The organism is Campylobacter concisus, from assembly GCF_002165815.1.
Taxonomy (GTDB): domain Bacteria; phylum Campylobacterota; class Campylobacteria; order Campylobacterales; family Campylobacteraceae; genus Campylobacter_A; species Campylobacter_A concisus_BH.
Genome location: NZ_NDYN01000006.1, coordinates 147,760 through 168,646 on the forward strand (window position 1 = coordinate 147,760; position 20,887 = coordinate 168,646).

At 40.0% G+C, this 20,887-nt stretch carries 17 protein-coding genes and 6 tRNA genes; 11 read left to right on the forward strand and 12 right to left on the reverse strand.

The genetic code is table 11. The annotated features are described in order from the left end of the window. Position 1: 1 nt before the first annotated feature. Genes B9N65_RS07420 through tig form a run of 5 tightly spaced genes read right to left on the reverse strand, consistent with a single transcriptional unit; the run spans position 2 to position 4,988 of the window. Entirely contained in the window at positions 2-1,507 is a 1,506-nt protein-coding gene (locus B9N65_RS07420; protein ID WP_087583410.1) for a YifB family Mg chelatase-like AAA ATPase, read from the reverse strand. Next, positions 1,504-2,022 carry a peptide deformylase gene (def, locus tag B9N65_RS07425; protein ID WP_012001014.1) on the reverse strand — a complete coding sequence of 173 codons (519 nt, stop codon included), beginning with the start codon at positions 2,020-2,022 and terminating at the stop codon, positions 1,504-1,506. Before def ends, B9N65_RS07420 begins: the two co-directional genes overlap by 4 nt. Before the next feature lies 1 nt (position 2,023). Continuing rightward, positions 2,024-3,058: a GGDEF domain-containing protein gene (locus B9N65_RS07430; protein WP_087583411.1), complete on the reverse strand. Its 1,035-nt coding sequence runs from the start codon at positions 3,056-3,058 to the stop codon at positions 2,024-2,026. An 8-nt stretch (positions 3,059-3,066) separates the two neighbouring features. Next, entirely contained in the window at positions 3,067-3,657 is a 591-nt protein-coding gene (clpP, locus tag B9N65_RS07435) for an ATP-dependent Clp endopeptidase proteolytic subunit ClpP (protein WP_004317374.1), read from the reverse strand. Further along, positions 3,657-4,988 (reverse strand): trigger factor, encoded by a 1,332-nt coding sequence (gene tig / locus B9N65_RS07440; RefSeq protein WP_087583412.1) that lies wholly within the window; start codon positions 4,986-4,988, stop codon positions 3,657-3,659. The genes clpP and tig overlap by 1 nt, the downstream gene beginning before the upstream one ends. 137 nt (positions 4,989-5,125) lie before the next feature. On the opposite strand from tig, the gene folE reads away from it, so the two are divergent. The 3 genes from folE to B9N65_RS11020 all read left to right on the forward strand — a co-directional run bounded on the left by folE (position 5,126) and on the right by B9N65_RS11020 (position 7,359). Beyond that, entirely contained in the window at positions 5,126-5,698 is a 573-nt protein-coding gene (folE, locus tag B9N65_RS07445) for a GTP cyclohydrolase I FolE (protein ID WP_004317386.1), read from the forward strand. Next, a complete protein-coding gene (gene fliI / locus B9N65_RS07450) occupies positions 5,695-7,002 on the forward strand; it encodes a flagellar protein export ATPase FliI (protein WP_087583413.1) in 1,308 nt (435 codons plus the stop codon). Before folE ends, fliI begins: the two co-directional genes overlap by 4 nt. A gap of 183 nt (positions 7,003-7,185) precedes the next feature. Continuing rightward, positions 7,186-7,359, forward strand: coding sequence for a hypothetical protein (locus tag B9N65_RS11020; protein WP_180385138.1), 174 nt, complete (start codon positions 7,186-7,188; stop codon positions 7,357-7,359). A gap of 900 nt (positions 7,360-8,259) precedes the next feature. Here B9N65_RS11020 and B9N65_RS07455 read toward each other — a convergent pair. From B9N65_RS07455 to B9N65_RS07475, 5 genes are read right to left on the reverse strand one after another with little or no spacing between them, the layout of a single operon-like run. Beyond that, positions 8,260-9,993, reverse strand: coding sequence for an ATP-binding protein (locus B9N65_RS07455; protein ID WP_087583414.1), 1,734 nt, complete (start codon positions 9,991-9,993; stop codon positions 8,260-8,262). Next, complete coding sequence (locus tag B9N65_RS07460) at positions 9,993-11,660, reverse strand: fatty acid--CoA ligase (RefSeq protein ID WP_087583415.1); 1,668 nt, start codon at positions 11,658-11,660, stop codon at positions 9,993-9,995. The genes B9N65_RS07455 and B9N65_RS07460 overlap by 1 nt, the downstream gene beginning before the upstream one ends. 8 nt (positions 11,661-11,668) lie before the next feature. After that, positions 11,669-12,922, reverse strand: a complete 1,254-nt coding sequence (locus B9N65_RS07465; protein ID WP_087583416.1) for an OmpP1/FadL family transporter — start codon at positions 12,920-12,922, stop codon at positions 11,669-11,671. Next, a complete protein-coding gene (gene nfo, locus B9N65_RS07470; protein ID WP_087583417.1) occupies positions 12,919-13,770 on the reverse strand; it encodes a deoxyribonuclease IV in 852 nt (283 codons plus the stop codon). The genes B9N65_RS07465 and nfo overlap by 4 nt, the downstream gene beginning before the upstream one ends. Next, positions 13,767-14,237: a hypothetical protein gene (locus B9N65_RS07475; RefSeq protein ID WP_087583418.1), complete on the reverse strand. Its 471-nt coding sequence runs from the start codon at positions 14,235-14,237 to the stop codon at positions 13,767-13,769. Before B9N65_RS07475 ends, nfo begins: the two co-directional genes overlap by 4 nt. Positions 14,238-14,302: 65 nt before the next feature. On the opposite strand from B9N65_RS07475, the gene B9N65_RS07480 reads away from it, so the two are divergent. Then, positions 14,303-14,377, forward strand: a tRNA-Glu gene (locus B9N65_RS07480). A gap of 212 nt (positions 14,378-14,589) precedes the next feature. Here B9N65_RS07480 and B9N65_RS07485 read toward each other — a convergent pair. Together B9N65_RS07485 and B9N65_RS07490 are read right to left on the reverse strand one after the other, a co-directional pair. Beyond that, positions 14,590-17,007, reverse strand: coding sequence for a bifunctional diguanylate cyclase/phosphodiesterase (locus B9N65_RS07485; RefSeq protein ID WP_087583419.1), 2,418 nt, complete (start codon positions 17,005-17,007; stop codon positions 14,590-14,592). Further along, entirely contained in the window at positions 17,000-17,863 is an 864-nt protein-coding gene (locus B9N65_RS07490) for a cytochrome-c peroxidase (protein WP_087583420.1), read from the reverse strand. The genes B9N65_RS07485 and B9N65_RS07490 overlap by 8 nt, the downstream gene beginning before the upstream one ends. Positions 17,864-18,010: 147 nt before the next feature. Here B9N65_RS07490 and B9N65_RS07495 point away from each other — a divergent pair, with 147 nt between their 5' ends. From B9N65_RS07495 to B9N65_RS07525, 7 genes are all read left to right on the forward strand, one after another. Further along, positions 18,011-18,475 carry a type II secretion system protein gene (locus tag B9N65_RS07495; protein ID WP_087583421.1) on the forward strand — a complete coding sequence of 155 codons (465 nt, stop codon included), beginning with the start codon at positions 18,011-18,013 and terminating at the stop codon, positions 18,473-18,475. A gap of 129 nt (positions 18,476-18,604) precedes the next feature. Further along, positions 18,605-19,075, forward strand: coding sequence for a type II secretion system protein (locus B9N65_RS07500; protein ID WP_087583422.1), 471 nt, complete (start codon positions 18,605-18,607; stop codon positions 19,073-19,075). A gap of 166 nt (positions 19,076-19,241) precedes the next feature. Beyond that, positions 19,242-19,319 (forward strand) — tRNA-Pro (locus B9N65_RS07505). A gap of 9 nt (positions 19,320-19,328) precedes the next feature. After that, positions 19,329-19,405: transfer RNA gene (locus tag B9N65_RS07510), tRNA-His, on the forward strand. 6 nt (positions 19,406-19,411) lie between these two features. Further along, positions 19,412-19,488: transfer RNA gene (locus B9N65_RS07515), tRNA-Arg, on the forward strand. 15 nt (positions 19,489-19,503) lie between these two features. Next, positions 19,504-19,580, forward strand: a tRNA-Arg gene (locus B9N65_RS07520). Between the two features lie 14 nt (positions 19,581-19,594). After that, positions 19,595-19,679, forward strand: a tRNA-Leu gene (locus tag B9N65_RS07525). Positions 19,680-20,887: the final 1,208 nt, after the last annotated feature.

Genomic DNA, 20,887 nt, shown 5'->3' on the forward strand with positions numbered 1-20,887 from the left:
TTTATGCCCTAAAACTAAGCGCCTCTAAGATGTGGGGCTTTAAAATTTGCTCGCTCTCATCAAGATCGGCGATGCTTCTAGCTACTCTAAGTGTCCTTTTTATGCCCCTTTGAGAGAGGTTGTATTTCGTGGCGGCCTTTTGTAAAATTTCACTCGCCTCGGCGTTTAACGTGCAAAATTTAGCCACCTGCGCGTCATTTAGCTTGCCATTTAGCTCATCTTGACCCCGCTTTTTTTGAAAGATAAAGGCTTTTAAGACCATCTCGCTCATCTGCTGCGAGCTCAAACTCGCTTTGTCGCTTGGCGAACTCTCATCCATCGCGACTTTTAAGTCTATGCGGTCAAGCACTGGGGCTGAAATTTTGGCTTTGTAGTTTTTGATCTCATTTTCGCTGCATTTGCAGTTTAGGTTACGGGAGAATAAATTTCCACAAGGGCAGGGATTTTGAGCGGCTACGAAGATAAATTTAGTCTCATAAGTCACTTTTGAATTTACCCTTGCGATGTGGATTTGATTGTCCTCAAGTGGCTCTCTAAGGCTTTCTATCACCTGTTTAGCAAAGTGTGGGAACTCGTCAAAAAATAGCACCCCGCCATTTGCAAGTGCGATTTCGCCGATCTTTGCGACGTTCGAGCCTCCGCCAAAGATCGAGCTTTTTGTCGAGGTGTGATGTGGCGAGCGAAAGGCTCTAGTGCTTGTAAATTCGCTATCTTGAAGATTTAGCGATCGGTAGGCGGCGGACTTTAGCACCTCTTCTAGGCTTTGTGGCGCCATGATATAAACTAGGCGTTTTGCACACATGCTCTTGCCGCTGCCTGGGCTGCCTTCAAATAAGATATTGTGCATGCCAACAGCTGCGATAATGCAGGCTCTTTTGGCTCTTTCTTGACCCAAAACGTCCTTAAAATCAAGCTCGTAATTTAAATTTGGAACGTATCTTTTGCCGCCAACTTCTATCACATTTGAAAATAGCTCGTGTGTGGCGTTAAAATGCGTGCTTTTAGCAAATTCTGCGTCGCTAAAAAACTTTATCGCCTCCTCTAGTGTGCTAACGCCATAAATCTCTAAATTTGGGATCATCGAAGCTTTTGCAGCTATCTCGCTAGGCACTAAAATTTTTGCATTTTGAACCTGCGTGCTTAAAAAAAGTAGGATCGAAAATAAATTTGCCGTGCTTTTTACACTGCCGTCAAGTCCAAGCTCGCCAAAAACAAAAATTTTCTCCAAGCTTTTTGCCTTTTGAAGGGCGATTAAAAGGGCGATACTTAGATCAAAATGTGAGCCACTTTTTGGCAGGTCTGAGGGGGATAAATTTATGGTTATTTTCTGAGCTGGAAAGGCAAAGTCAAGCGCTAAAAGTGCTGCTTTTACGCGCTCTGTGCTCTCTTTGATGCTGGTGCTTGCAAGGCCCACGATGCTAAAGCCAGGAAGCCCACGCGAAAAGATAGACTCAACATCAATGATCTTTAGTCCGTCGCCGTAAGTAGCACATTTTAGGGACTTCATGATGTCTTTTCTTTTTTTTGCTTTTTGTATTCCTTGTCAAATTTCTTGCGTTTGTTAAAGCCTATTTTTTCTATAAAAAGATGTCCGTCTAGGTGGTCATTTTCATGCTGGATGGCGATCGCTAGTAGCCCATCAGTTTTTAAGGTCTGCTCTTTGCCAAAGCGGTCTTGAAATTTGATAGCAACTACCTCGCTTCTTTTAACGTCTTCGTAGTAGCCAGGCACGCTAAGGCAGCCCTCTTGATAGACGCACTCGCCCTCACGTAGCTCAAATTTTGGGTTTATGATCTCGATTAAATTTTCTTTATCTTGCACGCCCTCTTCGTTGGCTAAATTTATGATGAAAATTCTCTTTGCAACGCCTATTTGTATGGCTGCAAGACCGATGCCTTCTTTTGCGATCATCGTCTCATACATATCATCAAGAAGTTTGTGAAGCTTCTCATCGAAGACTTCGACCTCTTTTGAAATTTCATAAAGTTTTTTATTTGGATAGGATAAAACTTCTAGGATCAAACTAATTCTCTGCTTTCTCGTCTAAAAATAGTGGCTCATTTAGGTCTTGGTTGGTCTCTAGCTTGTCAAGCGCGTGAGAGAGCAGCTCTTCGGTGCTCTTTGTCTTTGAGATCATGCTTGAGACGATCTGCACGTCTAGTTTGCACTCTTCATTGTCGATCTTCCAAGGCATAGATGAGAGCATGTTTAAAATTCTCGCGCACGCTTGCTTTGTGCCGTTTTCATCGGTGTATTTCATCACCATAGCAAAGCAGCCATCGCCGTAATGTGCGACTATATCGCTTCTACGTGAAGTTCTTAAAAGAAGCTGCGACATGCTTTTAAACATATTGTTTCGCTCTTTTAAATTTTTAACTCGGTTTGCAAATTTGTCTTTTATCTTAACTAGCAAAAATGAGGCATTATAGCCGTAGCGCCTAACAGACTCGATCTCGCTGCTTATGGTCGCTACTAGAAATTTCTTGTTATAGACCTCGTATGTTGTGTCGTAGATCGACTGCTCTTCGATTGCCTTAAACATCTTGCCGACCTCTTCGTAGCTCATCTTGATGACGTCAAGATGCTTATCCATGAGGTCGTTTAGCTTGATGAGGTCTTGGTTAAAGGCGCTTAAAATGTTTTGGAGCGCAAGGACATTTGTGTTATTTTTAAGCCCATCCATACGCTTTTGCACTAGGCCTCTCATAACGCCTAAATTTTTATAGATGAGCACGACTGCTTGAAGCATACTTTTTATCTGGATAAAGCCTTGTTTTACCTCTTTTTCGATAGAGATGTTGCCATTTGTTGGCACTGAGCTTTCAGAATTTGCCACTATGATATCGCCGATCTCTTTTCTAAACTCATCTGACTGCCCATCAAGCATCTTTTCAAAATATATTGAGTAGTTTGTCGGCGTAGATGGGACGTTGTCGTCGCTTAGCTCATGCAAAACGTCCTCTGAAAATTTATAGATATTTACCTTTTCTTTTTTGACAGCTGGTTTTGCTTCAGCTGCTTTTCTTTTTGGATCTGGTGCGTTATCTATCTTTATCACTTTGGGCCTTATTTAAAACTTTTCTCCAAAATTTTATCGACAAGTCCGTATTCTTTGGCTTCAGCTGAGCTCATAAAGAAGTCACGCTCAGTATCTTTTACGATCTTGCTTAGCTTTTGACCTGTATTTTTTGCCAAAATTCCATTTAAAATTTCTTTCAAACGTAAAATTTCACGTGCTTGTATCTCGATATCAGTCGCTTGTCCTCTAGCACCGCCAAGTGGTTGGTGTATCATGATGCGAGAATTTGGCAGTGCATATCTCTTGCCAGGTGCGCCACAGCTTAGTAAAAATGCGCCCATGCTAGCAGCCTGACCGATGCAGATCGTGCAAACATCTGGCTTTATGTAGTTCATCGTGTCATAGATACTAAAGCCACTTGTTATCACGCCGCCTGGTGAGTTTATATAAAGGTAGATATCTTTATCTGGATCCTCAGCCTCTAAAAATAGCAGCTGAGCGACGATAGAGGCAGCCATGCCGTCCTCTATCTCGCCACTTAGCATAACGATCCTGTCTTTTAAAAGACGGGAGTATATATCATAGCTTCGCTCACCTCTACTAGTTCTTTCAACTACGACAGGAACGTAATAGCTCATTACTCAGCCTTCTCTTTTTTGCTTGCTTTTTTCTCGTCTTTTTCTTTGTTGAAAAGCTCACTAAATAGCTTCTCTTCGATCATCGACATCTTTATAGCTGGGAGCATGCCTTGGTTGCGGTACATCTCAAGGTGTGCTTTTGGATCTTGACCGCTTCTATATGCCTCAAAATAGATCGCTTGAACGACCTCTTGATCGCTCACTTTCACGCCTCTTACACGAGCTAGCTCATCGATGATGAAAGTTAGACGAACGCTATTTTCAGCGTCTTTTCTATACTCGTCACGTTTTTTAGCTAGAGCGTCTTTGTCCTCTCTAAATTTCTTCATATCGTCTGGAGTAAATGAGCTCCATGCGTTTCTAAACTGCATATCGATCTCTTGCTCGACAATATTTTTTGGCACGTCAAATTTAAATTTCTCAACCGCAGCTTCAGCAAATTTTGGTTTTAGCTCTTCGTTTATAAGTTTATAAATTTTCTCTTGGCGAATTTGCTCTTTTATGCGCTCTTCAAGTAGCTCTTCAGTTGGTTTTTCTTCGTTTGGAAGGATAGTTTTTAGCATCTCTTCATCTAGTTTTTCAGGGATCTTTCTCTCTTGAATTTCATGAAGTTTGACTTTAAAAACGGCATCTTTGCCAGCTAAATGTGCAGCGCCGTAGTTTTCTGGGAATTTAACCTCGATATCTTTTTCGCCGCCAGCTTTTATGCCTACCATGCCATCTTCAAAGCCTGGGATGAATTGATTTGAGCCGATCTCAAGCACGTAGTTTTCAGCCTTGCCACCTTCAAATGCAACGCCATCAACAAAGCCCTCAAAGTCAAATTTAGCAAAATCGCCAACTTTTAGGCCTCTTTTGCTCTCTACTTTTTCAAGTGGAGCTATCATTTTTAAAAGCTCAGTTTTCTTCTCGTCGATATCTTTTTTCAAAACGCGTGGGTTTGAAAACTCAGGTATCAAGCTCTCATAGCCGCTCACATCGACGCTTGGCTTAAATGAAACTGTTAGCTCAACGTCGATCTTGTCATCTTTTCTATCAAATTTTGAAACGATAGGCTCGCCGATAAGGTCGTCATTTTTCTTGCCTGCTTGTTTGATAGCCTCTTCGACTACATCTCTTAAGACATCTTGCTCAGCGTCGTTTGTTAGCTCTTTCTCGTAGCGTTTTAGCACGACAGCGACTGGCACATGGCCTTGTCTAAAACCATCTACTTTCATAGTTTTTGCTGCTTTTTTTGCTAGTTTTTCTACGCTAGACTTTATAGTATCTGCACTTATGGTTGTGCTTGCTAGGGTATTTACGCTATCTAGAGCTTTGATTTTGATTTCCATCGAATTCCTTTATGAATACAAATTTTTAGCCCAAAATATAGCAGAATTTTCCTTATTTCATTGTAAATTTGTAAATTTTTATAGATATAAAAGGCGTTTTAACGTAGAATTTGGCGATAAAATTATGGAGAAAATTTATGCAAGAGAGTTTTGAAAATTCAGTTAAAAATATGCTAACTATCATCGGCGAAGATCCAAACAGAGAGGGGCTTATTAAAACCCCAGAGCGCGTTTATAAAGCTTTTAAATTTCTAACTAGCGGATATGATCAAGACCCAAAAGAAGTCCTTGGAGACGCTCTTTTTACTAGCTCAAACAACGAAATGGTTTTAATGCGAAACATCGAGTTTTACAGCCTTTGTGAGCACCATTTGCTGCCTATTATCGGCCGCGTGCATGTCGCATACATCCCAAATGGCAAGGTCGTTGGCCTTAGTAAAATTCCACGCATGGTAAATATCTACGCCAGACGCTTGCAAATTCAAGAGCAGATGACCGAGCAGATCGCAAAGGCGCTTGAGGACGTTATCGCTCCAAAAGGCGTTGGAGTAGTCGTCGAGGCAAGGCACATGTGCGTTGAGATGAGGGGCGTGGAGAAGATAAACTCGACTACCACGACCTCTGCGCTTAGGGGCTGCTTTATCAAAAATGCAGACACAAGACGGGAGTTTTTCTCGCTTATAAATTCGCCTAGGGAAACGCATTTTTGAGCTTAGAGCGTATAAATTCAAGGCTTAAAGAGGGCGTGAAGCTCTCAAATACCTTCGGTGTTATTACAAAGATCACAGCTACTACGATAGAGATCACCGGACTTCGCCCAAGTATCGGCGACATCGTGCGCATAGTGGCAAAAGACAAGAGCAAAAACGGCCTTGGCATGGTCACGCAGATAAAGACAGATGGCGCTTATATCAGCCCGTTTGGCTTTGTCGAGGGCTTTAGGATAGGCGACTTTGTCTATGAGAGCGATCAGGGCATGAGCATACCGGTAGGGCTAAATTTACTAGGTCGCGTGGTCGATCCATTTATGAAGCCAATTGACGGCAAAGGGGCGATTGATACGACTGAATATATGCCGATCATGAGAGCGCCCATAGATGCGATGAAAAGGGGGCTTATAAACGAGCCTTTTAGCGTTGGCATAAAGACGATAGATGGGCTGCTTACTTGTGGCAAGGGGCAAAAGCTGGGAATTTTCGCAGGTTCAGGCGTGGGCAAATCAACTCTCATGGGCATGATCGTAAAAAATACGCTAGCTCCCATAAAAGTAGTCGCGCTAATAGGCGAGCGTGGCCGTGAGGTGCCTGAATTTATCGAAAAAAACCTAGGTGGCGACCTGGAGGGCACGGTCATCATCGTAGCGACCAGTGACGATAGCTCGCTCATGCGAAAATACGGCGCATTTTGTGCGATGAGCGTGGCTGAATACTTCAAACAGCAGGGTAACGACGTGCTTTTCATCATGGATAGCGTCACGCGTTTTGCGATGGCGCAGCGTGAGATCGGCCTTGCGCTTGGCGAGCCACCGACCTCAAAGGGCTATCCGCCAAGCTCGCTCACACTCTTGCCACAGCTAATGGAGCGCGCTGGCAAAGAGGAGGGCAAGGGCAGTATCACGGCGTTTTTCACCGTGCTAGTCGAGGGCGATGATATGAGCGACCCGATAGCCGACCAAAGCCGCTCTATCCTAGACGGCCACATCGTGCTAAGCCGCGAGCTAACGGACTTTGGCATCTACCCACCTATCAATATCCAAAACTCGGCCTCGCGTGTCATGGGCGACGTGATCGGCAAAGAACACAAGCTAAATGCGATGAAATTTAAGCGCCTCTACTCGCTTTTAAAAGAAAATGAGGTCTTGCTTCGCATCGGCGCATATCAAAAGGGTAGCGACAAGGAGCTTGACCTTGCGATCTCGAAAAAAGAATTTATGGAGAGCTTCTTAAAACAAAGCTCAGAAGAGGCCTTTGCGCTTGAAGAGGTCGAAGAGCTGCTTGATAAGATCAATCAGTAAATTTCTGCATAAATTTGACTACTAAAATTTCATAGCCTTTTAAATTTATTATTAAAAAGATCGGTAAATTTTGCATTTTTTGGTGCGAAAAGTGATGTTGCAAAAGTCGCGGAAGCGTGTTTGAAATTTACTGGGTTTTTTGGGCTAAATTTTATGAAGTGGGCGACTTTTGTATTAGGAAAAATGATAAAACGTTATAGAAAGCAGTCACGCCCACGCTTCAAACGGCGGATAAAATTTGAAATTTTTGGCTTTTTAATAAAAAATGCGGTAGTAAATTTGAAGTGGCGAGCTAAATTTACATTAGGCGGTTGCGAGTGCATTTATCATGCTTGTGGTTTTTGCAAATTTGCATAGATAAAAACAAAATTTAATGCAAAAACATACGCAACTAGAGATATGTGCTTTGCACGCTTGATGTTTAAGGCATAGTGGATAAATAAAAATTACCATTTTGCAAAGGCTAGGGTAGTAAATTTATGCTAGTGCCTATAAGTTGGCATCTGCCAAGCTGTAGTTTTGAGTTTAAATTTAATAAAAAAGCAAAATTTCACACTTAGATCAGCAATCGTCGATAATGTAAAAAGTCCGCAATAGATAAAACAGCTTATGTAAAAATTTATCCGCCTAAACGGGAGTTGCAGAGCGGATAAATTTCAAAATTTAAAGCAAGCAAGCGAGTTAAATTTATGCAAAAAGCCTATGGATGGGTATCTATCCTGCCGTGTTTTTGCCAAAATTTAATTGTAAAAAATTCCATATTTAGTTTTGCAAGCGCCAATATTTTAGACTTTGCTTTGTGACACAAAGCGTATATTTAAAAAAGCCCAATAGGAAAACCTCTCTTTTTTCTTTACCAAAGATCGAATTTACTTCACGTTTTTTATAACTTTTAATTGTAGGCTTCTTTTAAATTTAATAGATAAAAGCAAATTTGATATCCGCACTTTGTCTTTGTTGCAGCGTAAACCTTGCAATATAGCTTTAAAAATCCAAGAGCAAGCTTATCCTTTTTCTTGTCAAAGCTCGAATTTAGCTCACTTTCCCTGTTGCTTTTAGGGCCATGCTCCGTATAAAAATAAAATTTAACACTCTCGGCACTTATCTACATTTTTTATCGCCAAAGATTAAATTTATCTCGCGCTTTCCGTGATTTTAGTGGCGACGCTTGTCTAAATTTTATTGAGTGAAGCAAAATTCTTATAAAAGTCAGTGATTTTTGCAGTGCAAAGTCAAATTTATAAAATTAGATAAGGCTTAAGAGCCAAATCCCATCTTTTTATCCTCGCCAAAGCTTGAGTTTAGCTCACGCTCTATCGTGGTTTTAAAGTCCTCAAAGGTAAAAATCCCATCATCTTTTATCGCCACTTTCAAAGCGGTGTTTTTTAGCGCAAGGACGATCTGCGCGCCACTTAGGTTAAACTCAGCCAGCCTTTCAACGCTAAAGCCATCTTCAAAGCTCGCATTTTCAGGCAAAATTTTACGCCAAATGGCGAGCCTGCCGTTATAATCAGGCTTTTTAAACTCGATCTTATAGTCAAACCTCCTAGAAAACGCCACGTCAAGGCTTTGTAAGAAATTTGTCGTGGCGATCAGCACGCCCTCAAAGCGTTCGATCTGCTCTAAAAAGATATTTTGCATTTGATTATGCATCTTCTCAGCCCCGCTCGAGCTCTCCACTCTCGTGCTTAAAAACTGATCGGCCTCGTTTAGCAAAAGCACCGGCTCGCTGCCACTTTTTTTGCAAATTTCTTTGTAGGTGTCAAAAATTTTCCTTACATTTTGCTCGCTCTCGCCGACATATTTGCTTAAAATTTTTGAGCAGTCAAAGCTTAGAATTTGCTTCTTTAGGCTCTTTGCAAGCCCAACAGCGCTCATCGTCTTGCCAGTGCCAGGTTCGCCGTAAAAGATGATCTTTGCGTCTATATTTTTCCTAGTTTTTATGCCCCAGCTGCTAAGTCTAGCGAGCACTTTTTTATCGACTTGCTTTAGTATCGTGCTTAAAAGCTGCTTTGTCTTTTCGTTTAGCACGACGTCTTCTAGGCTAGTTACTGGCTCAATGAGCTCAAAAATTTCTTGCTCTTTTACTAGGCTTTCGATCTTGATTTTCTTGCTGTTTTTGTCATTTTTTGGGTGCATTATGCTTTGCAAAATTTCTTCGTTTATAAAAAAGCTCTTGCTAACATTGCCATAAGCGTTTAAAACCTCGTCGTAGTCGATCAGTGCGCCCTCGATGAGCCTTGAGCCGTCCTCTAAAAGTGTGCGATTTTTGATGCGTTCAAGCTCATCTTTGCTTATTAGCCCAACTAGCGTGTTTAGGTCGCGACCATTTTCAAAGTCGCCCGCGTACTCCTCTTTTAAAAGGGCTAAAAATATGATCTGCTCTTTTTCATCAAGCGAGTTTTCTTTAAAAATTTGCTCTATTTTTAGGCTGATCTTGCTTAGTTTTACACGCTCGTTTATGCGCTTTGTAAGCTCAGAAATTTGCTCGTTTATGCGCTTTTTAGCGTCATTTGAGCCACCTTCAAATATCGCAGCCTTTGAGTAAAGCTCTATCTTTAAAAACTGATCTTTTAAATACTCCAAATGATCTTCATAAGGCGAAAGCTCTGGTAAATTTATATCAGCGTTGCCATCTTCAAGGATCTTTAAAAACGTGCTTGAGAGTGAAATTTCAGAGTGAAGTAGCGAAAGCAGCCCTTGGTTAGAGCTTTTTTGCGAGTTCTCTGGCATTTTAAAGAGGCTGTAGTTTTGCACTATCCAGCCGCTACCCAGCAAATTTTTTATAAATTTAAGGTATAAGAGCTGCTTGTCGTTTTGCGTGCCAAAAACAGCTCCAAGTAGTTCATAAACGCTCATACTAGCCGTGCCTTGCACGTAGGCTTTGCTTAGGTATTTTAAAATTTCTCCCTCTTCATCGCCACATTTTATAAGCTCGTAAATTTTACTTTTTTTGAGGTCTCGGTTTAGAAAATCAAGCAAATACTTCACTAAATTTTATCCTTTATCTGCTCTTTTAGCACGCGTTTTAGCACCTTGCCAGTCGCGTTTCTAGGCAGCTCCTCGGCAAAATAAATGCTTTTTGGAATTTTGAAATTTGCTAAATTTTTCTTTAGATGCTCTCTAACCGTCTTTTCATCAAGATCCATGCCATCTTTTACCTGTATGAAAGCGACGACCTCTTCGTCTGCATGCACATCTTTTACGCCAATCACTGCTGCAGCTTCAACGGCTTCTAGCTTATAGATGACCTCTTCGATCTCGCGCGGATAGATGTTTATGCCCTTTGATATGATGAGGTCTTTTTTGCGATCAACGATGTAGATAAAGCCCTCTTCATCGATCTTGCCAAGGTCCCCTGTCTTTAGCCAGCCATTTATAATGGTCTCATCAGTCACACCTGGCATGCCGTAGTAGCCTTGCATGACGCAGTCGCCTTTTACGATGATCTCGCCGATCTGGCCGACTGGTAGCTCCATCATCTCATCATCTACGATCTTAACCTCGTAGCCATTTAGCGCAGGGCCGACGCTTAGAAGCTTTTGCTTGTCAAATAAATTTGCCGCTACGACTGGCGAGCATTCGCTAAGGCCGTATCCTTCAACGAGCGTTGCACGTGGGAATTTCACTCTAAAATCACCGATCGTTTGCTTAGCAAGCGGAGCAGCGCCACTTACAAATAGCCTTATGCGGTTAAACCATCTAAAATACCAAGGAATTTTTGCCTTGCCGATGGCTGTATAGATGGCTGGGATACCCAAAAATACAGTGACTCTTTTAAGCAGCGTCTGTTTTAGCACGTTTGAAAATGGAAAGACTGATCTTACAAGCACCATCGAAGCGCCCGCATATATCGGTAAAAGCACCATCGCTGTGAGCGTAAAGCTATGAAACATCGGTAAAAATACGATAAATCTATCGCTTTTTTTAACCTTAAAACGCTCATGAGCGCCGATGACGTTTGAGAAGATATTTTTATAGCTTATCATAGCACCTTTTGGCTTGCCTGTGGTGCCTGAGGTGTAGATGATATGCATTAGATCGTCTATTTTAGGGTATTTTGTGATGCTTAGAGTGTATTTGTGATTTAGCGCTTCGCTGAAATTTACATTTTTTACAACGCCGTTATTTTCATAGCCCTTGCTCATATCCTCTTTTGAAATTTGTGGAGTTGAAGATAGATAAGCACTCTCGCCATACTCCTCATCAACGCTTACATAGTCGTCTTTTGAGGCACTTTGAAGTTTTTTTGGCGTTTGACCGATCCAGATGATCTTTCTTAAAATTTCAAGCTCACTAAGCGCTATTAGCTCCTTTGCAAGCGAGCTGGAGGCAAAGAGCACCCTTGCGCCGCAGTCGTTTAATATATACTCAAATTCATTTGTCTTTAAAAAGGTGTTCATCGGCACTGCGACCGCGCCGATAGCCGTGATGGCGAGGTATGAGATGATAAATTCTTTCGAATTTGCCACCGCCATAGCCACCTTGTCGCCAAAATTTACTCCACAAAGCTGCAAGTAAGCCGCCACTTTATCGACGTTTTGCTTTAGTTCGTGGTATTTTAGCTTCTCTTTTTCATCAAAGATCGCTATCTGGCTTGGACTTTGCTTTGCTACTTTGGTCAAAATTTCATAAAAATTATTATAAGAGTATTGCATTTTTAGCCCTAGAAAGAGTATTTAAATGTCATTGCAGTTATCTGAACGCTACTTGCGTCAAATTCGCCAGACATTGAGCCGGTGCCATTGCGAGTACCATTTTTTATACCTGTCGCACGCTTTTTGTCTCGGTGCTGATAGAGATAGCCTAGCCCTAGCTCTAAATTTGGCGTAAATTTATAGTTTGCCCCAAACGAATATGCCTGAGAGGTGGTGTTTGGAAGCTCTAAGCCAGTGTGTTCGCTACTAGTTATATCCTCATCGTATGAAAAGCCAGCCATTAGTCTAAGCTTCTCATTTACATCGTAAGCAAGGCCTATCCTATATGTGTTTGTATCTTTTGCGTTTTTAACGACTGGATCGTCCATAAATGCCTTAAAGTATCTACCTAGAATAGGGTGTGAATGAGCTGCTGTCTTATCATCATATTCAAAGTCATAATCTTTAAATTTAGACCAGTAAGTCCTCTCAAAAGCTAGCAAAAGGGTAAAGTCGCTAAATTTATATCCAGTCGCAAGCACTAGCTGAGCAGGTAGAGGGATCTCAACTCTTGTTTTGCCATGATAGCTTATAGGTGCTAGAGCCCCGTTAAAATCAGCATCGGCACTACCTTTAAGCTCTAAATTTACCTTCGAGCGGTAAGTAACCGCAAAGCTTAGATCCTCGATAGGCCTATATGTAAGAGCGACGTTGTAGCCGTAGTTTATGCCATCACCTTGTATCTCTCTGTAGCCAAAACGTCCAAAATCACTTGCTATCTTGCCCTTGCTATAAACGCCTCTAGCGCCCAGAGCAATGGCAAGCTTGTCATTTATGCGGTAAGCCACGGTTGGATTTAGCTCGACAACTTGTAGTTTGAACCTCTTGCCAGTAAAAGCAGTCTCTGGATCCTCCCACGAGATGCCAACAGCAGCGGGCACAGCAAGAGCTAGTCCAAATCTCCAGTTTTCATAAATTTCTGGCGTTACAAAGCTAAATGTGCCAGCTAGTGAGTCAAATTTCTCTGAGCTGTAGCTCTTGCCACCATCGCTTTTAAAGTCGATGGAATTTATATGAAACCAACCAAGCGTGCTTTCAAAATGGTGAAGCCCGTCTAAAAACATCATATTTGCAGGGTTAAAATAAGCCGCATCAGCCCCAAAACTAAAGGCTACGTTGCTAGCAGCAAGCCCTAAAGAGTCAGCACTTTGCTCAGGGACCTTGTAACCCCCAGCATTTAATAAAGAACACGTCGCAATAATGCTTAAAAGCACTCTTTTCATAGCTTTTCCTTTTCTAGGTTTCTTAAAATTTTGATCTCATCTTCCCAAATACTCTCATCAATCGTCTCTAAAATCAAGGGAATTTCGCCTATTTTATCATCATTTATTATATTTTCAAAAGCGCCAAGCCCAAGCTCACCCTTGCCAAGGCTCTCGTGCCTATCTTTTTTTGAGCCAAGACCAAATTTAGCGTCATTTAGGTGCATGCCAGATAGAAATTTATAGCCGATGATCGCATCAAATTCGCCCATCGTCTTAGCGTAAGCCTCTTTGCTTCTTAGATCGTACCCAGCGGCAAATGCGTGGCAAGTGTCGATGCAAACGCCAACTCTACTCTCATCATCCACACGCTCGATCAGATACGCCAGCTGCGCAAAATCAAAGCCTAAATTTGAGCCTTGTGCGGCCGTGTTTTCGATGACTAGTTTTACGCCACTTGTTCGTTTTAGCGCTTCGTTTAAGCATCTTGCGATGTTATCTAGGCACTCATTTTGGCTTATTTGCTTTAGGTGTGAGCCAGGGTGGAAATTTAAAAGCTTTAGTCCAAGCTTGCTAGCGCGCTCTATCTCGTCGATAAAGGCTTCAAGGGATTTTGTCCTTGCCTCTTTTTCTGGATGGCCTAAATTTATGAGGTAGCTTGCATGTGGCAAGACGTGATCGGCGCTTATGCCAGAGGCTTTTAAATTTGCTTTAAACTGCTCTATCTCGCCCTCGCTCAGCTCCTTTGCGCTCCACTGGCGCTGATTTTTTGTAAAAAGTGCAAAGGCATTTGCTCCTATTTTTGCAGCATTTATCGGTGCGTTAAAGACGCCTCCAGCTGCACTTACGTGGGCCCCTATGTATCTCATTTTAACTCTTTTATTATCACTTTTATTTTATTTTTACTATCGATAAATTTGACGTAGTTACCACAAACTTCGTATTTTATAAAATAAGAACTTAGATCTTGTCTAAAGCCGCACTCTGTGGTGCTTAGACCTTTGCCGTCATAAATTTTTTGCCTTTGCAAAATCTCTTCAAAAAGGCTCTCATAATGTGGTGCTAGAAAAAATTTCTCGTTAAATTCAGTCTTTTTAAAACAAGCGCCATTTACGCAAATTTTGTCCTTTATATTGATATTTGCGGTATTTACGCCAGAGCTATAAATTTGCAAATTTAGATCATTTTTGTATGTGTGAAAAAATCCAACATCATTTATCTTTATCATCGGAGAAAATAAAGTGACCTGAAAAGCTTGTGAGCTTTGCGGCGTTTTAGTCGCAACACAGCCTGAAAAAATGAGAGCAGATAATAAAACAAGTGAAAATTTCTTCAACGATTTGTCCTTTTATATAAATTTAAGTTAAAAAGTAATATAATCCCAACTTCATAACCGACCGTGGCCCATTCGTCTAGCGGTTAGGACATCGCCCTTTCACGGCGGTAACACGAGTTCGAGTCTCGTATGGGTCACCACTTCTAAAAGACAAAATCTTATCCACATAAGCTTTAAAATCTAGTTAATCCAAATTTTCAAGCCTTTTAAAAATAAATTCTTAAATTTTCGTTTTGTAAAAAGAGATTAAATTTCACGTCTAGCAAAATTTAAAAAGTAGGTTTTGTGCGAGTATAAAAGTAAAAAGCAGTTAAATTTAGCCTTTTAATAGGCTTTAAAGTAACTGCAAAATTTACATCTGATGCGGTTTGCCTAGTAAAAATCCCTGTGCGTATGAAATTCCAAATTTCTTTATATATTCTAAAATTTCTTCGTTGCTCACAAACTCAGCCACGATCTTATAGCCTTGTCTTCTAGCAAAGCTCACGATAGTCTCAACCAAAACCCTTGCGTTTTCATCAGTTGGTAGCTTTTTGATGATCGAGCCATCTATCTTGATGTTATCTATATCAAGCTCTAAAATTCGGTAGTAGTTAGAGTAGCCAGAGCCAAAGTCGTCGATTGAGATTTTACATCCATATTTTTTAGCTCTTTTTATAAATTCATTTGCCATGGCGTAGTCGCTAAGCTCTTCGCTCTCTAGCATCTCAAAGCAAACTCTACTTGGATCTGGGCAGCTCTCTAGCTTTTCGTCTAAAATTTCTCTCACACCAGGATCTGTTAGATCCGAGCTTGAAAGGTTGATAGAAAATGTATAGTCTGGATATTTTTTCACTAGATCAAAGGCTAGAGCGATCACTTTTTTTGTTATCTGAAGATAGAGTTGCGTTTTCATCGCGATCTCTAAGAACTCGCCTGGGTAGCGGATCTTGCCGTTTTGATCGACTATACGCACCAAAACCTCGTAGTATTTTGCCTCTGTCTCATTTTCTTGCACGTTAAAAATTCCCTGACACTCAACTATCACCTTGTCGTTTTCTAGGGCGTACTCGATGAGTTCGGTTATGAGTTGGTTTTTATAGTATCTCATCTCGATCGCGTCGTTTTCGAGATAATAGTAGATCTCGTTGCCGCTATCACTTGCTTGTTGATTGGCTAGGATTGACTGCATTAGGCGGTTTGTTTGCGGTGTGTCATTTGATAAAGATACGCCAAGAGTTATCTTGATACCAGGTAGGTTTTCAAATTTACCATCTATCTCGATGTTCATCCTGCTAAAGTTAAAATACTCTTTTATAAAGCCGATATCTCTAACGATGTCATCGCCTTGATACCAGATATAAAACGCATCATCTTGAAATCTAAATAACTCAGCATTTATAGAGTAGGTATCAACACAGAGTTTTAGCGTATTTGCCACCGCTTTTAACATAGCGTCAATAACCTTTGTTTGGTAGAAAAATCTTAGCATCTTGTAGTTTTTGATGCTTATGCTGATCACAATTCCATCTTTTTTCGCCTCTATCATCTCAGTTAAAGCAAAGTAGTTGCCAAAGCCAGTTAGCTTGTCGATTGAGGATTGAATTTTTATCTGCTCATTTTTTTGAGTTAGCTCTTTAAGCATGCTAAGCTCTTTTGTCCTATCAAGCTTTATAGCCATGTAGCCCTCTAGCTTGCCCTCAAAGAAAAATGGCGCAAAACGCACCTTCTCATAAAGTAGCTTGCCACTTTTTGTCCTGCTTATGAGCTCGTCGCTCTCCCACGAGATGTGCTTATTTATAGCATTTCTTATCTCAGCATAAAAGCTCTCTGGGTGCATATTTGATTTTAAAATTTTAGGGCTTTTACCGACAACATCTTTTAGTTTATATCCACTTTTTGCCTCAAAGGTTTTATTTACATATAAAATTTTATTGTTATTGTCGCAAAAGACTATAGAGCTGTGTCCCGCATCCACTGTCGTTTTTAGTAGTTTTATCTGTTTTTGCTGCTTGGTTAGCACCCTTGCTTGGTAAAAGGCCAGTGCGCAAAATAGCACAAAACTGATAAAACAAAGCACTTGCATTATCACTATATTTCGTATCATTATGCTGTAAGAGGCTAGGGTGTCATCTCTAAATTTTCTTAGTGTTTCTCCAAGTTTTAGATCAACAGAGTCTTGAGCTACGGCACTTAGGTTTTTTGCAAATTCAAGCGCGTAAGTTGCCTTGTTTAGCACCAAGATCGCTTTTGTGTCGTTTTTGTAAGTATCTTTATATTTTTCTATCTGCTCTTTTGTTTGATTTAGCGTTTCAGGACTGATTATGGCTGAGCTTTTTATCGCATGAAATATCGCATTAAGCGCATCTAGCTTCTTTTCTGATGCTATTTCAAACTCACCTGATAAGATATAAGCAGCCATTGACGAGCTAGCGTAGTTTGACCTATCTACAAGCCTTTGTTTTTTTAAAAAGTCGTCGTTTATGACCTTTAAAGTTTTGGCATTTTTCTCTTGGTAAAAGACCTGTATGATCGCGTTTAGCTCATCAAGCTTGGTTAAATTTTGATCAAAGCTTCTTAAATTTTTATTTACATCGTCGTAGTTTAAGCGAAGTACGTTGTTCTCTAGGGTGAAGCTTAGCTCATTATCTAGTAAGATAAGACTTAAGATCGTATCGTTAAATTTACTAACAGCAGTAACTGCTTTATTTGCCATGTAGATATAGGTTGAGCTAAAGCAAAAGATGATTGCTAGGACGATTAAGATGATATTTGCTTGTCTTTTATTCATTTAGTATCCTAGGTCTGCGTCCATTTAGTGTTAGCAAAAATTTATAAATTTGCCCCAACTCTTCGCTATTTAGTGTATGGATCAGCTGATGATAGCTCACAAAGCCTATGACCTCTTTTAGATCACTCATTTCGCCACTACTTAGATATGGAGCTGTTCTTGCTACATTTCTAAGCGAAGGCACACGCATAAGGCGCCTGCTCTCACTAGCATCCTTTAAGCCCACGTTTTGCATCAAATTCCCACCTAAATTTCTACCATTGTGGCATGCCACACAGCCTACTTTATTAAAGAGCTCAAAGCCTTTTTTTGCCTCAGTGTTTATGGAGTCGTCATTGCCAGCTAGATACTCATCAAATGGCGAATCTATGCTTAAAATAGCCTTTTCAAATTCTGCCAAAGCACCTACTATATTTTCATAGTTTATGCCATCACTATATGCATCATTAAATAAAATCCCATACTCGCCTATACTTTTTACTTTTTTTACTATCTCATCTTTGTTTGAATTTAGCTCATTTCTAGAATTTATCGACTCTTTTACCTGATCTTTTAAGCTTCTTACCCTGCCATCGGTAAAAAATAGAAAATTTAAAGCCGAATTTAGCACGCTAGGTGGGTTTATAACGCCCTTTTGGCTGGTATAAGATGAGTTTGTGCCGCTTAAATTCCAGTATAAGTTGTGGCAAGTTTCGCATGAGTAGTTTTCAGTGGTGCTTAGTCTTTTGTCAAAAAAGAGCTTCTTACCGATGTAGGCTTGTTTTTCGTTATATTTTGATGAAAGCACTGGCTCAAATGATGAATTTGCGCTCAAAATGCAAAAAGATACTACCATCCAAAATAAAACTTTTTTCATAAAATCTCCATATTCTTGAGCGTCATTATAGCGGAATTCTTTTTCATAACTACCAAATCGGCTAAATTGTAAAAAATTTAGTTTTTATTTGCATTTTGAAAAAAATGTTGTATAATCCGCCAAATTTTTAATTTCAAGGAGGAAACCATGAAAAAAGGTTTTACAATGATCGAGTTGATCTTCGTGATCGTGATTTTAGGCATATTAGCTGCGGTTGCTATACCAAGACTAGCTGCAACAAGGGATGATGCAGAGAAAGCTAAAGTTGCCACAAACATACAGACTATTATTTCTGATTTAGGTGCATATTACACCTCACAAGGTAAATTTGCTACAAAAACTACAAGTAGTGGCGGCACTACTAGTAGTGATATTGATATAGCTGCGATGACAAACGTTGCAAATCCTGTTAAGGCAAAAGCAGATAACTGTTTAGAAGTCAAAGGCCCTTCAACTACAACAAGTGGTGCTTTAGAGGTAGTGGTTGGAACAGCAGGTCTATGTAATGATATATGGGGCTTACCTGGCTTAAAAAGTGTTAAAGATGCTCTGACTGATGATAACGGTAAAAAGTATTTAAAATTTGGCGGTATAGGCGTAAAATACGAATAATTTAAGCTCACTAGCTTTTTGGCAAGGAAATTCCTTGCCATTTCTCTTTAAATTTCCCTTAAAAATTTATTTTTCATTTATAAAAATTCTAGCTATAATCTCCCAACTTCAAATTTCAAGGATGAAGTGATGAAAAAAGCTTTTACTATGATAGAGCTCATCTTTGTAATAGTTGTTATTGGCGTATTAGCAGCTATTGCTATCCCAAGGATCAGTGCTACAAGAGATGATGCGGTCTTAGTAAAGAGTATGGCGGAGATTAGAACCGCTATCGAAGAGATAAATGCCTACTATATATCACAAGGCAAACTAGCTCTTGATACTACAAACAATAAAGTTAAATTTAAAGAGATGACAAATGCTGGGGTTGTGGATAGCTCTGGCGATCTTGGCATTTTTGCTAAAAATGAAAGGTGCATTTCATTAAAATTCTTTGCTGCAGACCAAAGCTGCTTAGGAGTAGATATCAGCGAGCAAGGCTTATGTAAAAAACTTTGGGAAGCTCCAGAATTTAAGCGCTTTAGCCAGACCATGATAAAGCCAGCACAAGGAGCATTGCCAGCTCATATCAGCTTTAGTGCTGTTCGCATCGTTTTTTAGCTAGATATTTTTATTAAAAGTTTTAAAGTCTGAAATTTACACTTAATTCTTGAAATTTTATAAAAATAAAGTCCAAAACTAATTTTTTCTTGACAACAATAACATTTTTAGATACAATGCGACTTTTTAATGAGGTAGTGGCATAAACTTACAAACACGACTCAGGCGGGGTGTAGCGCAGTCTGGTTAGCGCATCTGGTTTGGGACCAGAGGGCCGAAGGTTCGAATCCTTTCACCCCGACCATGTTAAATGGTGAGTGTAGCTCAGTCGGTTAGAGCATCAGATTGTGGTCCTGAGGGTCGTGGGTTCGATTCCCATCACTCACCCCATTTTGGGCGCTCGTAGCTCAATTGGATAGAGCGACAGACTTCGGATCTGTAGGTTATGGGTTCGACTCCTATCGGGCGCGCCACTTAAAAGACTTTATGCGCTCATAGCTCAGCTGGATAGAGCAACGGCCTTCTAAGCCGTAGGCCTCAGGTTCGAATCCTGATGGGCGTACCACTTATTATTGTTGTGCGGATGTGGTGAAATTGGCAGACACGCCAGACTTAGGATCTGGTGCCCCACGGCGTGGAGGTTCAAGTCCTCTCATCCGCACCATCTTTTTAAAATCCATCTTTAAAACTTCAAAAACTCGATTTTTATTTGAATTTATCAAATTTACTTATTCAAAATTTAGTAGAAATTTTCACTTATCAAACGATCTACATTAAATTTATAAAATTTATAGATCAAATTTTTATGCCATTAGAAATAAATAGATAATAAAAAACCTATGGCAAGTGCGGTGGTGTTTAGGCTACCGCTTTTAGCAAAATGCTTAAAGACGCGCATTAGTCGGGCTTGATAAGCTGTTTTGAGCCATTTTTGATGAGTTTGATAACGCGCTTTTGGCTTAAACAGGATCGATTAGTGTGGGATAGAAAAATCGGTTGGTTGCAGACGAGGCACTATTGCTAAACTTGAGTGCAAATTTTAAAAATCTAGGGGCTAAATTTAGTCGTTTTGGGCGTAAATTTAAAAACGTTAAGGCTGTGATGCTTAAAATACAACAGAGGCAGTCAATTTGAACTATTGGATAAGCATATTTTTGTGCGGTTTGTGGCAATTAGCTGTAAAGTCTAAAACATAAAATTTTAGGATTAAATCTAGTTTTTTGGGTTTAAATTTAAAAATTTGGACGCTGCGATTTCAAATAATAAAATAAGCCAATTTGAAATGTGGGCGGTAAATTTATCGAGTAAAGATGGCTTTTTATGGGCTACATGAAGGCAAGGTTTTCAATGTAGCGAATTGGTTGCGTTTGATATGCCCACTAAATTTAACTACAAAAATAAATAAGATAGAAATTTATGGCTAAATTTGGTTTTATGGCTTAATTTTAGAGGCTGTGATTTAAAGAGTAAAAGGATCAAATTTACAACCGAAGCAGTAAATTTAAGCTACCAGAAAAGCATTTTTCATGGATAATGCGCTTGGCAATGTCCTGGTGCCTCGCGATATGGGGATAGTTACGGCTGATATGTTCTCATTAAATTTTTAATAACATAGAAATTTACGACCAAATTTAACTATCTCTGGAGCTAAATTTAAAGAGTACAAAACATATAAATTTAAACTATTAAAAAATGTATGCCTTGTGTTGGTGACAGTGCTTTGAACTAGCAACAATGAAGTTCGTTGTGGCTGATATACTTTTATTAAATTTGACTATAAAACATCATAACATAGAAATTTACGCCTAAATTTAACCATTTCAGGAGCTAAATTTAAAAAGATAAAACAGGGTAAATTTACAAAAAGAAGTA

What these genes read in the sequence shown, in the direction of transcription:
- B9N65_RS07420 (WP_087583410.1), bottom strand. Translation starts at nt 1,507, where the DNA reads ATGAAGTCCCTAAAATGTGCTACTTACGGCGACGGACTAAAGATCATT.
- clpP (WP_004317374.1), bottom strand. Translation starts at nt 3,657, where the DNA reads ATGAGCTATTACGTTCCTGTCGTAGTTGAAAGAACTAGTAGAGGTGAG.
- tig (WP_087583412.1), bottom strand. Translation starts at nt 4,988, where the DNA reads ATGGAAATCAAAATCAAAGCTCTAGATAGCGTAAATACCCTAGCAAGC.
- folE (WP_004317386.1), top strand. Translation starts at nt 5,126, where the DNA reads ATGCAAGAGAGTTTTGAAAATTCAGTTAAAAATATGCTAACTATCATC.
- B9N65_RS11020 (WP_180385138.1), top strand. Translation starts at nt 7,186, where the DNA reads ATGATAAAACGTTATAGAAAGCAGTCACGCCCACGCTTCAAACGGCGG.
- B9N65_RS07460 (WP_087583415.1), bottom strand. Translation starts at nt 11,660, where the DNA reads ATGCAATACTCTTATAATAATTTTTATGAAATTTTGACCAAAGTAGCA.
- B9N65_RS07465 (WP_087583416.1), bottom strand. Translation starts at nt 12,922, where the DNA reads ATGAAAAGAGTGCTTTTAAGCATTATTGCGACGTGTTCTTTATTAAAT.
- nfo (WP_087583417.1), bottom strand. Translation starts at nt 13,770, where the DNA reads ATGAGATACATAGGGGCCCACGTAAGTGCAGCTGGAGGCGTCTTTAAC.
- B9N65_RS07485 (WP_087583419.1), bottom strand. Translation starts at nt 17,007, where the DNA reads ATGAATAAAAGACAAGCAAATATCATCTTAATCGTCCTAGCAATCATC.
- B9N65_RS07490 (WP_087583420.1), bottom strand. Translation starts at nt 17,863, where the DNA reads ATGAAAAAAGTTTTATTTTGGATGGTAGTATCTTTTTGCATTTTGAGC.
- B9N65_RS07495 (WP_087583421.1), top strand. Translation starts at nt 18,011, where the DNA reads ATGAAAAAAGGTTTTACAATGATCGAGTTGATCTTCGTGATCGTGATT.
- B9N65_RS07500 (WP_087583422.1), top strand. Translation starts at nt 18,605, where the DNA reads ATGAAAAAAGCTTTTACTATGATAGAGCTCATCTTTGTAATAGTTGTT.